General features: G+C 72.0%; 14 protein-coding genes. 7 read left to right on the top strand and 7 right to left on the bottom strand.

The window, feature by feature from the left end; genetic code table 11:
- Positions 1 to 179 precede the first annotated feature (179 nt).
- Positions 180 to 1,208 carry an LLM class flavin-dependent oxidoreductase gene (locus C1703_RS27395; RefSeq protein ID WP_114255338.1) on the top strand — a complete coding sequence of 343 codons (1,029 nt, stop codon included), beginning with the start codon at positions 180 to 182 and terminating at the stop codon, positions 1,206 to 1,208.
- 84 nt (positions 1,209 to 1,292) lie between these two features.
- Here C1703_RS27395 and C1703_RS27390 read toward each other — a convergent pair whose 3' ends face one another.
- Positions 1,293 to 1,685, bottom strand: a complete 393-nt coding sequence (locus tag C1703_RS27390) for an SCO5389 family protein (RefSeq protein ID WP_010040113.1) — start codon at positions 1,683 to 1,685, stop codon at positions 1,293 to 1,295.
- A 252-nt stretch (positions 1,686 to 1,937) separates the two neighbouring features.
- On the opposite strand from C1703_RS27390, the gene nucS reads away from it, so the two are divergent.
- Positions 1,938 to 2,609 (top strand): endonuclease NucS, encoded by a 672-nt coding sequence (gene nucS / locus C1703_RS27385; protein WP_198678284.1) that lies wholly within the window; start codon positions 1,938 to 1,940, stop codon positions 2,607 to 2,609.
- Positions 2,610 to 2,665: 56 nt separating this feature from the next.
- On the opposite strand, the gene C1703_RS27380 is transcribed toward nucS, so the two are convergent.
- The 4 genes from C1703_RS27380 to C1703_RS27365 all read right to left on the bottom strand — a co-directional run bounded on the left by C1703_RS27380 (position 2,666) and on the right by C1703_RS27365 (position 7,505).
- Entirely contained in the window at positions 2,666 to 5,149 is a 2,484-nt protein-coding gene (locus C1703_RS27380) for an ATP-binding protein (RefSeq protein WP_114255337.1), read from the bottom strand.
- Positions 5,150 to 5,416: 267 nt separating this feature from the next.
- The gene (locus C1703_RS27375) at positions 5,417 to 5,740 is read right to left on the bottom strand and encodes an STAS domain-containing protein (protein ID WP_003993003.1); all 324 of its coding nucleotides are present in this window, start codon (positions 5,738 to 5,740) and stop codon (positions 5,417 to 5,419) included.
- 149 nt (positions 5,741 to 5,889) lie between these two features.
- Positions 5,890 to 6,738 (bottom strand): 3-hydroxyacyl-CoA dehydrogenase family protein, encoded by an 849-nt coding sequence (locus C1703_RS27370; RefSeq protein WP_114255336.1) that lies wholly within the window; start codon positions 6,736 to 6,738, stop codon positions 5,890 to 5,892.
- A 125-nt stretch (positions 6,739 to 6,863) separates the two neighbouring features.
- Entirely contained in the window at positions 6,864 to 7,505 is a 642-nt protein-coding gene (locus tag C1703_RS27365) for a TetR/AcrR family transcriptional regulator (RefSeq protein ID WP_114255335.1), read from the bottom strand.
- A 79-nt stretch (positions 7,506 to 7,584) separates the two neighbouring features.
- Here C1703_RS27365 and C1703_RS27360 point away from each other — a divergent pair, with 79 nt between their 5' ends.
- The 3 genes from C1703_RS27360 to C1703_RS27350 are packed head-to-tail and all read left to right on the top strand — an operon-like array spanning position 7,585 to position 9,710.
- Entirely contained in the window at positions 7,585 to 8,367 is a 783-nt protein-coding gene (locus tag C1703_RS27360) for an ATP-binding cassette domain-containing protein (RefSeq protein ID WP_114255334.1), read from the top strand.
- Positions 8,368 to 8,374: 7 nt separating this feature from the next.
- The gene (locus C1703_RS27355) at positions 8,375 to 9,124 is read left to right on the top strand and encodes an ABC transporter permease (protein WP_114255333.1); all 750 of its coding nucleotides are present in this window, start codon (positions 8,375 to 8,377) and stop codon (positions 9,122 to 9,124) included.
- A 13-nt stretch (positions 9,125 to 9,137) separates the two neighbouring features.
- Complete coding sequence (locus C1703_RS27350; protein ID WP_114255332.1) at positions 9,138 to 9,710, top strand: cob(I)yrinic acid a,c-diamide adenosyltransferase; 573 nt, start codon at positions 9,138 to 9,140, stop codon at positions 9,708 to 9,710.
- Here C1703_RS27350 and C1703_RS27345 read toward each other — a convergent pair.
- Both C1703_RS27345 and C1703_RS27340 read right to left on the bottom strand, forming a co-directional pair.
- Complete coding sequence (locus C1703_RS27345) at positions 9,707 to 9,895, bottom strand: DUF5708 family protein (protein ID WP_114255331.1); 189 nt, start codon at positions 9,893 to 9,895, stop codon at positions 9,707 to 9,709. The two genes, C1703_RS27350 and C1703_RS27345, sit on opposite strands and share 4 nt — an antisense overlap.
- Positions 9,892 to 10,470: a hypothetical protein gene (locus C1703_RS27340; RefSeq protein ID WP_114255330.1), complete on the bottom strand. Its 579-nt coding sequence runs from the start codon at positions 10,468 to 10,470 to the stop codon at positions 9,892 to 9,894. The genes C1703_RS27345 and C1703_RS27340 overlap by 4 nt, the downstream gene beginning before the upstream one ends.
- Positions 10,471 to 10,622: 152 nt before the next feature.
- Between C1703_RS27340 and C1703_RS27335 the strand changes: the two genes are divergently transcribed.
- Together C1703_RS27335 and C1703_RS27330 are read left to right on the top strand one after the other, a co-directional pair.
- On the top strand, positions 10,623 to 11,807 hold the full coding sequence (locus tag C1703_RS27335; RefSeq protein ID WP_114255329.1) for a histidine kinase: 1,185 nt from the start codon (positions 10,623 to 10,625) through the stop codon (positions 11,805 to 11,807).
- Positions 11,804 to 12,445 (top strand): response regulator transcription factor, encoded by a 642-nt coding sequence (locus C1703_RS27330; RefSeq protein WP_114255328.1) that lies wholly within the window; start codon positions 11,804 to 11,806, stop codon positions 12,443 to 12,445. Before C1703_RS27335 ends, C1703_RS27330 begins: the two co-directional genes overlap by 4 nt.
- The last annotated feature ends 70 nt before the right edge of the window (positions 12,446 to 12,515 follow it).

Below are 12,515 nucleotides of genomic sequence, written 5' to 3'. Positions count from 1 at the left end.
CACCAATCGCCACAAGTCCCGCTCGGGGCGAGGCGGGCGCTCCCCCCGGGCTCCCGGCGGAGCACCTCATTCTGCAGACAATCCGCAAAATACTCCGCCCGGCCGTGTCCTCGGCACGTGTCAGACGGTTATGCGCTGTAGGGGGAGCTCCGTGTCGGAGCCAAGGAAGCAGGAAAGCAATGCGCGTTGGAAGTTTCGTGTTGGCGGCCCAGTTCCCCGGTCAGGGCGAGGGTGAGGCGCTGCACCGCGCGGTCCGCTCGGCCGAGGTGGCCGAGGAGGCCGGGCTCGACACGGTCTGGCTGGCCGAGCACCACTTCGTGCCGTACGGCACGTGCCCGTCGGCCATCACGCTGGCCGCCCTGCTGCTGGGCCGCACCCGCCGCATCCGGGTCGGCACGGCGGTCAGCGTGCTGCCCACCACCCACCCCGTGACCGTCGGCGAACAGGCCGCGCTGCTGCACCACACGAGCGGCGGCCGTTTCACGCTCGGCGTCGGACGCGGCGGCCCCTGGGTCGACCTGGAGGTGTTCGGCGCGGGCCTGGAGGCGTACGAGCAGGGGTTCCCGGAGTCCCTGGACGTCCTGGTGCGCTGGCTGCGCGACGCGTCCGTGTCGGCGGACGGGGAGCGTTTCCGCTTCCGTGAAGTCCCGGTGGTGCCGCGGCCGTCGGAGGCCCTGACGGAGGTCGAGGGGCCCGAGCTCGTCGTCGCCTGCACCTCGCCGGCGAGCGTGCGCCTGGCGGCCGAGCGCGGGCTGTCGATGCTGCTCGGGATGCACGTGGGGGACGAGGAGAAGGCCGAGATGGTCGCCCTGTGGCGGCGGCACGCGCGGGCGTGCGGCCGGTCGCCGGAGGAGATCCTCGGCGCGTCCCATGTGTCGGCCGGCGTCTGCCAGATCGCGGACAAGCGGGTCGACGCGGCGGAGACGCTGATGAAGGCGATGCCGGGCTGGCTGAAGCAGGGCCTGGAGGCGCACGTCACGGTCGACGGGCGCACGCGCCGGATGCGCGACCCGCTGGCGTACACCGAACTGCTCTGCGGGCTGCACCCGGTGGGCACCCCGCGGCTGTGCGCCGACCGGCTGGCCGCGACCAGCGAGCGAACGGGCATCTCCCGCTTCGCCCTGCTCGTCGAGGGCTCCGGGGACCTGGCGGCGACCGAGGAGAACGTACGGCGGCTGGGCGCCGAGGTGCTGCCCCAACTCGTCTGAGGGCGGGATGGATTCCTGGGGGCTTGCCGCTCCGGTACAGAACTGCACCTCCCGCGTACGGAGCGGCAAGCAAGCGGCGCCGCGTCAGCAGTCCCGGAACTCGGGCGACTGGTTCAGCACCTGGCTGCGGACCGAGGTGAAACGGCCCAGCGTCTCGTCCACCGAGGAGTCAAGCGGGAACACGGCCACCCGGTGGCAGTTCTGGAAGGCCAGCCGCACACCGAAGTGCCGTTGCAGCGCGCCGCGTATCGCGTCACTCGCAAGGGCACGCAGCAGTTGGCCGCGTGCCTGCTCGTCCGGCGGAGGCGTCTGGTTGTCGGCGAACGCACCGCCGTCCACCTTCAGCTGGGCCACCAGGGAGCTGATCATCTCCCACGCATAGGGCAGGGAGGTCCGGACGCAGTCGACGAATTCCGCTTCGTCGACCTCGCCTCGCTCGGCCTGTTCGAGTAGGGCCGGTGAGACGTCGAGCGACATGAGTTCTCCTCTCGCACCCCCAACGAGCAGGGGTTGCCTGACAGATGAGGGAGCCCACGACACCGGACACGCTGCGTACACGCGCCGCGACCTCCCGTTCATACGGTAAGCAACGGCCGGGGGCGGCACCAGGAGAATGCGCAGATGAGGCACTCTCGACGTGCACACCATGCACACAATCGGCCATTACCGAACACGCGTTTTCCAGGGCGAATCGCGTCGACAGGCGCCCGTCGAGTAGCGTTGCCGACCATGCGTCTCGTCATTGCCCGCTGCTCCGTCGACTACGCCGGGCGGCTCACCGCCCACCTTCCCTCGGCCCCGCGCCTGATCCTGGTGAAGGCGGACGGCAGCGTCTCGATCCACGCCGACGACCGGGCCTACAAGCCCCTGAACTGGATGTCGCCGCCCTGCACGCTGAAGGAGGGCACCGGCGAGGAAGAGGGCGTCTGGACCGTCGTCAACAAGGCGGGCGAGAAGCTCATCATCACGATGGAAGAAGTCCTCCACGACTCCTCGCACGAACTGGGCGTCGACCCCGGCCTGATCAAGGACGGCGTGGAAGCGCACCTCCAGGAGCTGCTCGCCGACCGCATCGAGACACTGGGCGAGGGCTACACGCTCATCCGCCGCGAGTACCCGACGGCCATCGGGCCGGTCGACATCCTGTGCCGGGACGCCGACGGCAAGACCGTCGCGGTGGAGATCAAGCGGCGCGGTGAGATCGACGGCGTGGAGCAGCTGACGCGCTACCTGGAGCTGCTGAACCGCGATCCCCATCTCGCCCCGGTGCGCGGCATCTTCGCCGCCCAGGAGATCAAGCCGCAGGCCCGCGTCCTCGCGACCGACCGGGGCATCGGCTGCCAGGTCCTCGACTACGACGCGCTGCGCGGCATCGAGGACGACAAGCTGCGGCTGTTCTGACAGCGCCCCCTGTTTGTTCACCGCCGCCGCGGCGCTCGGCCGCGGCGGCGGGCGTATCACATCACCGGATCCGAACTGCTCTGGGACGCGCTCGCGGTGGTGCTCGTGGGCGTGGTCGGCGCCGGGCCGCTGGCCGAGTCCGAGGTGGACGGACTGGTCGTCGGCGGGGTCGTCGTCGGCGAGGGCTGGCCGGTGTCCGTAGGCGTCGGGGTCGGCGAGGACGGCGGCGTACTCGACGGCGGCTTGGTCGGCGAGGACGGCGGCTTGGACGTCGGCGGCTTGGTCGGCGAGGACGGCGGCTTGGACGACGTCGGCGGCTTCGACGGCGATGCCGAGTGGCTCGGGTCCGCCGAACCGCTCGCAGAGCCCGTCGGCGTCGGATCGTCCGACGTGCCGAGCGTGCCGTCCGGGCCCGGGTCGGTCGGGCGGCCGGTCGCCGCGCCGGTGTCGCCGTCGCTGTCGTTCACCGGCCGGTCGGCGCCCAGGCTGCCGCCGCCCGCGCCCTCGCTGGCCGAGGGGTTGACCCCGACCTGCTCGGAGGGTGCGCCCGGGTCGTTGTCGGAGGTGGCGCCGAGCGTCACCACCGTGCCGAGCACGGCGACGAGCAGGGCACCCGCTCCGGCGGCCACCAGATTGCGGCGGGCCAGGCCCCTGAGGCCGCCCCGGGCCTTGCGCGAGGGCGCGGGTGAGCTGCGGTGGGTGACCAGGGCCGGGGAGGACGGCTGCTGGAGCGTCGGGAAGGCCGCCGGGACACCGCCGGGCGGGGACGCCGACTCCTCGTACCTGGCGTCGGGCACCTCCTCCCCCGCGGTCGGCCCGAGCCCGATCGGCGTGCCCGAGCGGTCGGCTACCAGGGCGAGGGCGCGGCGGCCCGCGACGGTGCCGCGCTTGTCGGAGAGGGCGCCGCGCAGGCCGATGGAGGTCTCCAGTTCGGCGCGGGCGCGGTCGAGCTGTCCACCGCACAGCGCGAGGATGCCGAGCTCGTGGTGGAAGTAGGCCTCTTCGGCGACGTCCCCGGCGAGTCCGGCGGCCTCGGCGCCGGCCCGCAGGGCCCGTTCCCAGGCGCTCCAGTGCAGTCCGGCGGCGAACGCGGGCGAGGCGGTGCGGGCCAGGTGCACGGCCGCGTTCTCCTCGCCCTCGGCGGGCGGGTGGGCGACCGGCCCGAGGACGGCCAGCGCGGCGAGGAGTGCGTCGGCCTCGGCGCACACGCGCTCCGGGGTGACCGAGGGGTGCCCGGCCCACCAGGAGTAGTGCTGGGCGGCGCCGCGGGCGGTGGCCTCGGCCTCGTCGGCGTATCCGGCGGCCTCCAGCTGCGCCGGCACGCCCGCGGCGAGCCGGTAGCGGGAGCCGACCGGGGAGACCAGTCCGCAGGCGGCCAGTTCGCCGAGCGCGGCGTCCGCGTGGGTGTCGCCGACCAGGGCGGGCAGGTGCGCCTGGTGCGGGACCTCGCCGCCGAGGGCGACGGCGAACCGCAGGGTGGCGCGGGCGGAGGCGCTCAGCCGGGAGGCGAGCAGCGGTGCCGGTGCCGCGGCCTCCCCCAGCGAGGGCAGCGGCACCTCGTCGCCGGTGGTGTCGTACGCGTCGGCGGGGGGCGCGTCCGCGAAGACGCCGAACTCGTCGACGGCGCTCTCCCCGGCGCGCAGCCGGTCGCGCTGCCGCAGCAGGGCCCCGGCCTGCACGAACCGCAGCGGCAGGCCCTCGGACTCGAACCAGAGGTCACCCGCCCAGTTGGACTCCTCCTCGGTGAGGGGCCGGCCGACGGCGTGCTCCAGCAGGTCGAGTCCCGCGGCGCGGTCCAGGCCGCCGAGGGCGACCTCCTCGACGGCGGCCTCGGTGGAGGGGGCCGGCACGTCCGGGGTGGCGCCGAGCAGGAAGGCGCACTCGGGGGTGGCCTCCAGCAGTTCGTCGAGCGCGGCGCCGCCGAACTCCAGGTCGTCCAGGACGACGACCGCGCCGACCTCACGCAGGCAGGAGAGCAGGTCCTCCTTGTCCGGGCGGTGCAGGGGGGCGTTGTACACCGCGTAGAAGAGGTCGTGCAGCAGGTCGTCGCAGGTGCGGCCGAAGCCGTTGAGCCGGACGACGCCGTCGGGGGCGAGGTCGGAGCAGTCGTCGGCGACGAGGTCGAGCAGCCGGGTGCGGCCGGAGCCGGCCGGGCCGGTGAGGCGGACGGAACGGCCGCGGGCGAGCAGGCGCACCAGGCGCTCGCGTTCGTCCTGGCGGGCCAGCAGTGGCAGGGCGGGCAGCGCGGGGCCGGGCGGGACGGGCGGCCGGGAGGCGCGCGCGGCCTCGGCGCGCTCGGCCGGGGTGAGCTTCGCGGGCCGGGCGGGCCGCTCGGTGGGCGGGCAGACTTCTATCTCACTGCCGTCGACGGGGTTGACGGTCAGCAGGAAGTCGCCGGAGACGAGCTGCACCGTGCGGGCGAGCGCGGGCGCGTGCTGTCCGAAGTCGGGTGCGAGGGAGTCCCGGGGCGGGCGCTGGCGCGGCCCCTGGCCGTCGCCCTCGTGGCCGTACTCCTCGGGTCCCCGGGTGTTCGGGTCCATAGGTCAAGCCCCCCAAAAGCGTGTGTGTGCCTGGAAAAGCCCCTCCCGGCCTTGCTGCACACCGCGCTGTCGCTTCTGGTCCGGGCCCGCTCGAAGGGTGGCAAGGCAGCGGGCAGCCGAACCCTAAACCTTCGCACAGTATCTACGACAGTCCGGGGTACCGCGCCGTCCGTAACGTCACGGTCTCGTGAGGATTGTGCGCGTCGCACGATTCGATGACGTCCGTCCGGGTCTCCCCGGTCGCCCGGTTCACACCCGTACACGGCGTCACACGCGAGGTAGCGTCTCCACCCCGATGCCCCCCTCGATCGCCAGGATCCGGTGCAGGCGGGTGGCCACCAGCAGGCGCTGCATCTGCGGCGGTACGCCGCGCAGCACCAGGCGCCGGCCGCAGCGGCCGGCCCGCCGGTGGGCCCCCATGATCACGCCCAGTCCGGTGGCGTCCCAGGAGTCCAGTTCGGACAGGTCCAGCACCAGGTCGCCGACTCCGTCGTCGACGGCCGAGTGCAGGACCGTACGGGCGTCCGCCGCGCTCCGGACGTCGAGGCGGCCCCCGACGACCAGCTCGGCGTGGTCGCCCCTGATGTGCATATGCGCTCCCCGTGCGTGCGTCTCGTGCTCCGCGTTCTGATGCCGGTGATGCAACCTCTGACTGTGTGGAGGACGCAGAGGTTGCTTCTTGTAAGCGAACCGATACCGAATTCACCCCGGGGTGTGATGACCCCGGGGCGTGTGCGGTTTCAGTGCTTGTAGAAGCCCTGCCCGCTCTTGCGTCCGATGTCACCGGCGTCAACCATCCGGCGCATCGACTCGGGAGCCGCGAACTTCTCGTCCTGGGACTCGGTGTAGATGTTGCTCGTGGCGTGCAGCAGGATGTCGACGCCCGTGAGGTCCGCCGTCGCGAGCGGGCCCATGGCGTGGCCGAAGCCGAGCTTGCAGGCGAGGTCGATGTCCTCGGCGCTGGCCACGCCCGACTCGTGCAGCTTCGCCGCCTCGACGACGAGGGCGCAGATGAGACGGGTCGTCACGAAGCCGGCCACGTCGCGGTTGACGACGATGCAGGTCTTGCCGACCGACTCGGCGAACTCCCGGGCCTTGGCGAGGGTTTCGTCGCTGGTCTTGTAGCCGCGGACGAGTTCGCACAGCTGCATCATGGGCACCGGCGAGAAGAAGTGCGTGCCGACGACCCGCTCGGGACGCTCCGTCGCGGCCGCGATCTTGGTGATCGGGATGGCGGAGGTGTTGGAGGCGAGGATCGCCTCGTCCTTCACGATCTTGTCGAGCGCGCGGAAGATCTCGTGCTTGACCTCGAGCTTCTCGAACACGGCCTCGACGACCACGTCCGCGTCGGCCGCGGCGTCCAGGTCGGTGGTCGCGGTGATCCGGGCGAGGGCGGCGTCGGCGTCGTGCGCCTCCAGCTTGCCCTTGGCGACGAACTTGTCGTACGACGCCTTGATGCCGTCGGTGCCCCGCTTGAGCGCCTCGTCGGTGACGTCACGCAGGACGACGTCCCAGCCCGCCTGCGCGGAGACCTGGGCGATGCCGGAACCCATGAGGCCGGCTCCGATGACGGCGAGCTTCCCTGCCACTGTGCGACTCCCCTGACGCGCTGCTGTGTCTGCTTCTCGGGCGGACACTAGCGGTCGTGAGGGCCCGTGTGACCAGTAAGTAATGCGCGTCACGTCTCACATGACGGACATCACACCGGCAGGTGTCATTCCGCGCCTCGGACGGCGTAGTTGAGCACCTTCTCGCTCAACAGCTCCTCGATGTCGTCCAGCAGGACGAGCATCTCCCGGGACACTTCGTCCGGGTTGCGCCCCTGGGTCATCTCACGGCCGATGGAGACGAAGACGGTGCCGTGGACCCAGCAGATCTGACCGGCGATCAGCCTCGGCAGCGGGTCGCCGGCACCGGCGCCGGTCTCCTCGCGGAGGGTCGTCTCCAGGTTGTCCTGGACCTGCTGCTGGATGCGCCACAGCCGGGAGCGCAGCGGCGGCGCCTCGTCGATGCAGCGCATGAAGCGGTCGTAGCCCTCGATGAGGCCCATCCGGGGGGAGACGGCCTCGATCTCGGCGCGCAGTTCCCGCAGCACCGCCCGGGCGGCCGACTCCCCCGGGTCACGGCCGCGCACCCAACGGGAGAGGCGGTCGACGACCCCCTGGGAGCGGTCGAAGAAGAGGTCCTCCTTGGCCGGGAAGTAGTTGTAGACGGTGTTGACGGAGACGTCGGCCGCGTCCGCCACGTCCGCGATCGTCACCGCCATGAAGCCGCGCTCCAGGAACAGCCCGGTGGCGATGTCCGAGATGCGCTGCCTGGTCTCGCGCTTCTTCCGCTCCCTGAGTCCCTCTGCCATACCCGAATCCTAGCTAGCTTGGGGCGACTGAAAACTTGGGGTCGTTGCAAAATTTAAGAGACTCTGTTTTTCTGGGGTCATGACCATCATCAGTACGGCCGGTCTGGCCCGGACCTTCCAGACCAAGCAGGGCCCCGTGCAGGCCGTGCGCGGCATCGACCTGACCGTCCGCCAGGGCGAGATCCTCGGCTTCCTCGGCCCGAACGGGGCCGGCAAGACCACGACCCTGCGGATGCTGACGACCCTGCTGGCACCGACCGGCGGCGCCGCCACCGTCGCGGGCCGCGACCTGGCGACCGACCCGGCCGGAGTACGGCGGGCCTGCGGCTACGTGGCGCAGTCCGGCGGGGTCGACCCGCAGATCAGCGTGCGCGAGGAGCTGGTCACCCAGGGGCGTCTGTACCGGCTGACCAGGGCGCGGGCCGCCGAGCGCGCCGAGGAGCTGGCCCGCGACCTCGGGCTCACCGAGCTGCTCGACCGCAAGTGCGGCGCGCTCTCCGGCGGGCAGCGGCGCCGGCTGCACATCGCCATGGCACTCACCCACCGCCCGGAGGTGCTGTTCCTCGACGAGCCGACGACCGGCCTCGACCCGGCCAGCCGCGCCGACCTGTGGGACCTGGTCCGGCGCCTGCGCGACGAGCACGGCACGACGGTCTTCCTGACCACCCACTACCTCGACGAGGCCGACGCCCTCTCCGACCGGCTGGTCGTCGTCGACCGGGGCGTGGTCGTCGCCGAGGGCACGCCGAGCGCGCTGAAGCTGCGCTACGGCGGCTCGATCGACGCCACGCTCCAGGACACGTTCCTCGCCATCACCGGCCGCAGCGCCGCACCCACCGACCAGACCCCCGTCGCCGTATAGGACCGCCATGCTGTTGCACGACACCGCCCTCGTCTACGGCCGCTATCTGCGCCAGTCCCTGCGGTCCCGCTTCGCGCTGCTGTTCGGCGTGCTGATGCCGCTCCTCTATCTCCTCTTCTTCGGCCCGCTGCTGACCGACCTGCCGCTCGGCGAGCGGGGCAGCTCCTGGCAGGTGCTCGTCCCGGGGCTGCTGTGCCAACTCGGCCTCTTCGGAGCCTCCTTCGCGGGGTTCTCGATCATCATCGAGAAGGGGCAGGGGGTGGTCGAGCGGATGCGCGTCACCCCCGTGAGCCGGCTGGCCCTGCTGCTCGGCCGGGTGCTGCGGGACGCCACGGTGTTCGTCTTCCAGGCCGTGCTGCTGGTGCTGGCGGCAGTGGCGATGGGCCTGCGGGCACCGCTCGCCGGCGTCCTGATCGGCTTCGGCTTCGTCGCCCTGCTCACGGTGTCGCTGGCCGCGCTGTCGTACGCGCTGGCGATGCGGATGAGCACCCCGCAGACCTTCGGCCCGGCGATCAACGCGCTGACCATGCCGTCGATGCTGCTGTCCGGCCTGATGCTGCCGATGACCCTGGGCCCGGCCTGGCTGGACGTGCTGTCGCACTTCATGCCGTTCCGCTATCTGGTGGACGCGGTACGGGACGCGTACGTGGGCACGTACGCCAGCGCGCACATGCTGTACGGCGTCCTGGTGGCCGTCGCCTTCGCCGCCCTGTCCGTGACGGTCGGCACACGCGTGTTCAGAACGGCCGGGGCGTAACTACGCTGGCCGCATGGTCAATCTGACGCGCATCTACACCAGGACCGGCGACCAGGGCACGACCGCCCTCGGTGACATGAGCCGGGTCGCCAAGACCGACCTGCGGATCGCCGCGTACGCCGACGCCAACGAGGCGAACGCGGTGATCGGCACGGCGATCGCCCTCGGCCGCCTGGACGAGGAGATCGTCAAGGTCCTCACCCGCGTCCAGAACGACCTGTTCGACGTGGGCGCGGACCTGTCGACGCCGGTGGTGGAGAACCCGGAGTTCCCGCCGCTGCGGGTCGAGCAGTTCTACATCGACCGGCTGGAGGCGGACTGCGACCGCTTCAACGAGCAGTTGGAGAAGCTCCGCTCCTTCATCCTCCCGGGCGGCACGCCGGGCGCGGCCCTGCTCCACCAGGCCTGCACGGTCGTACGCCGGGCGGAACGCTCGACGTGGGCGGCCCTGGAGGCCCACGGCGAGACGATGAACCCCCTCACGGCCACCTACCTCAACCGCCTCTCCGACCTCCTGTTCATCCTGGCGAGGACGGCGAACAAGGAGGCCGGAGACGTGCTGTGGGTGCCGGGCGGGGAGCGCTAGGCCTTTCGCCGCGCCCCCTGCCACAGCCCGGTGGCGGCCAGCACACCGCCGACGCACATCAGCACCACGCCCACCTTCGTGAGGGTGAAGACGGGGATCTCGACGTCACCGGTGAACAGCCACAGTCCGAGGCCGATCACGAAGGTGACGGCACCTTCCACCAGGTTCCCGCGCGCCTTGCTCATCGGTGCACCTTCTCCTTCTCGAACGCCACCTCGGACTCCCCAGCGGGGGCCTTTCGCGGCCAGATCAGATAACTCAGCGCGACCAGTCCGTGGATCCCGGCCGCGCGCCAGGCCACATAGCGCCAGCTCTCCAGGGACGTCACGCGGCTCGGGTCGTCCACGTACCAGATCGCGAGCTGGAGGAGCCCGGTCGCGACGGCGGCGCCCACCACCGTGCCCATCCAGACCTTGCCCTCGTGGCGGGCCCGGGGCATGCCGTACTGCGGCGGCTTCCGGGGCGGCGGGGCCCCGCCGAAGCGGTGGGCGGCGTGCCCGTCGAGCCACTTCACGGTGCGGTGGCCGTGACCGACGGTGTAGCCGATGTACAGCGCCGCCAGCCCGTGCGTCCAGTTCGGGTCCGCGCCGTTCTTCAGGTCCAGCGCGGTGGCGACCAGCAGGACGACCTCCAGCAGCGGCTCGCACAGCAGCAGCGCCAGCCCCGTGCGCGGCATGCGCAGCAGGTAGCGGAAGGCCAGTCCGGCGGCCAGCAGCACCCAGAAGCCGATCTCACAGGCGGCGATCAAGGCTACGATCACGGTTCGCTCCTCTCGGTCACCCTTCCAGGCTCCCGGGCGGCGCGGCCGGAATCGTCGTCGTGACTGACGAACCCTCGGTACATCGAAAGATGCAGTCCAGGACCCGTCGCGGGAATCAGGCGCGGGGCGCGACGGCCGTGTTGGATGGTGCCATGGCCGTACCGCTCCCCCGCCCAAGCCGCTTCGACGTCTCCGTCGCGCTGGGCGGTCTGCTCGGCGGGCTGCTCCTGTGGGGCGTCGGCCTGGCCACCCGCCCGCACACCGAGCCGTACGTGCTGCTGCCCGGGCGCTGGCCCCTGCTGCTGCCGCTGGTCGTCATGGCGGGCTGCGAGCTGCTGCGCCGCAGCGCCCCCCGCGCCGCTCTGCTGATCGGCACGCCCGCGCTGGTGCTGGACCTGCTCACCCAGGGCAGCCTGGTCACGATCCTGATGTACACGGACCTGATGTACGCGGCCGTCCTGTACGGGCCGCCAGCCTCGGCCCACCGCATCCCGAGGATCACCGGGCTGCTCACGGTGGCCGGGGCCGTGGTGCCGTTCGCGGTGTGGCGCGAGCCCGAAGCGCTGCTCATCGGCGTGGTCACCGGCCTGGTCACCTTCGGGCCCGCCGCGACCGGCCTGATCGTCCGCAACCATCGCGACGCCGCCGAGGCGGCCCGGCTGCGCGCGGAGCAGACCGCGCTGCTGGCCGAGATGGACCGCACCCAGGCCGTCACCGCCGAGCGGGCCCGGATGGCCCGCGAACTGCACGACATGGTCGCCAACCACCTCTCCGCGATCGCCATCCACTCCACGGCCGCGCTCTCCCTGGACGACCCGAAGACCTCCCGGGAGGCCCTGGTGGTCATCCGTGAGAACAGCGTGGAGGGGCTCGCGGAGATGCGGCGGCTGATCGGCATCCTGCGCGACTCCAGCGGCGACACCGAGCCGGTCGCGGCGCCCACCCTGGACGGACTCGGCGCCCTGGTCGAGGGCGCGCGCGCCAACGGCCTCGACGTCACCCTGGACGCCGAGCAGGCCGCGGTCCCGGCGCCCGTGGAACTCGCCGCCTACCGCATCGTCCAGGAGTCCCTGACCAACGCCCTCAAGCATGCCGGTCCCGGCCGGGTCGCCGTGTCCGTCGCCCAGCGGGACGGGCTGCTGACCGTGTCGGTGACCAGCCCTTACGGTGACCGGGACGGGCCCACCGCCCCCGGCTCCGGCGCCGGTCTGGTCGGCATGCGGGAACGTGCCGCGCTGCTGGACGGCACGTTCGAGGCCGGCCCCGAGGACTCGCCGGACGGCAAGATCTGGGCCGTACGCGCGACCCTGCCCGTGACCGAAGGAGAACCCGAATGATCCGCGTCCTGGTCGCCGAGGACCAGTCCGCCGTCCGCGCCGGCCTGGTCCTCATCCTGCGCAGCGCGCCCGACATCGAGGTGGTCGGCGAGGCGGCGGACGGTGAGCAGGCGGTGGCGCTGGCCCGCGAGCTGCGGCCCGACCTGGTGCTGATGGACATTCAGATGCCGCGTCTGGACGGGGTGTCGGCGACCCGGCAGGTCGTCGCGGAACGGCTCGCGGACGTGCTCGTGCTGACCACCTTCGATCTCGACGAGTACGTCTTCGGGGCGCTGCGGGCGGGCGCGTCCGGTTTCCTGCTCAAGAACACCGAGGCGAGGGAGCTGCTGGAGGCGGTGCGGACGGTGGCGCGCGGGGAGGGGCTGATCGCCCCGGCCGTCACCCGGCGGCTGATCGCGGAGTTCGCCGCGAAGCCCGCGCGGGAGCCCGCGGCCGACCCGGCCGTGCTGGACCGGCTGACCCGGCGCGAGCGCGAGGTGCTGTCCTGCCTGGGCGAGGGCCTGTCCAACGCGGGCATCGCCGAGCGGCTGGAGATGGCCGAGGCGACCGTGAAGACCCACGTCAGCCGCCTGCTGGCGAAGCTGGAGCTGCGTAGCCGGGTGCAAGCGGCGGTGCTGGCGCAGGAGTTGGGGATCTGACGGGAGTGGGGCGTAGTGGTCCAGACCTATTGACCGGTGGTCCAGACCTTCCTATTCTCACCGCACCATG

This window comes from Streptomyces sp. Go-475 (assembly GCF_003330845.1).
Taxonomy (GTDB): domain Bacteria; phylum Actinomycetota; class Actinomycetes; order Streptomycetales; family Streptomycetaceae; genus Streptomyces.
The sequence above is the reverse complement of the archived record's forward strand: the minus strand, read 5'-3'. Positions and strand labels throughout refer to the sequence as shown.

What these genes read in the sequence shown, in the direction of transcription:
- C1703_RS27395 (WP_114255338.1), top strand. Translation starts at nt 180, where the DNA reads ATGCGCGTTGGAAGTTTCGTGTTGGCGGCCCAGTTCCCCGGTCAGGGC.
- C1703_RS27390 (WP_010040113.1), bottom strand. Translation starts at nt 1,685, where the DNA reads ATGTCGCTCGACGTCTCACCGGCCCTACTCGAACAGGCCGAGCGAGGC.
- nucS (WP_198678284.1), top strand. Translation starts at nt 1,938, where the DNA reads ATGCGTCTCGTCATTGCCCGCTGCTCCGTCGACTACGCCGGGCGGCTC.
- C1703_RS27380 (WP_114255337.1), bottom strand. Translation starts at nt 5,149, where the DNA reads ATGGACCCGAACACCCGGGGACCCGAGGAGTACGGCCACGAGGGCGAC.
- C1703_RS27375 (WP_003993003.1), bottom strand. Translation starts at nt 5,740, where the DNA reads ATGCACATCAGGGGCGACCACGCCGAGCTGGTCGTCGGGGGCCGCCTC.
- C1703_RS27365 (WP_114255335.1), bottom strand. Translation starts at nt 7,505, where the DNA reads ATGGCAGAGGGACTCAGGGAGCGGAAGAAGCGCGAGACCAGGCAGCGC.
- C1703_RS27360 (WP_114255334.1), top strand. Translation starts at nt 7,585, where the DNA reads ATGACCATCATCAGTACGGCCGGTCTGGCCCGGACCTTCCAGACCAAG.
- C1703_RS27355 (WP_114255333.1), top strand. Translation starts at nt 8,375, where the DNA reads ATGCTGTTGCACGACACCGCCCTCGTCTACGGCCGCTATCTGCGCCAG.
- C1703_RS27350 (WP_114255332.1), top strand. Translation starts at nt 9,138, where the DNA reads ATGGTCAATCTGACGCGCATCTACACCAGGACCGGCGACCAGGGCACG.
- C1703_RS27345 (WP_114255331.1), bottom strand. Translation starts at nt 9,895, where the DNA reads ATGAGCAAGGCGCGCGGGAACCTGGTGGAAGGTGCCGTCACCTTCGTG.
- C1703_RS27335 (WP_114255329.1), top strand. Translation starts at nt 10,623, where the DNA reads ATGGCCGTACCGCTCCCCCGCCCAAGCCGCTTCGACGTCTCCGTCGCG.
- C1703_RS27330 (WP_114255328.1), top strand. Translation starts at nt 11,804, where the DNA reads ATGATCCGCGTCCTGGTCGCCGAGGACCAGTCCGCCGTCCGCGCCGGC.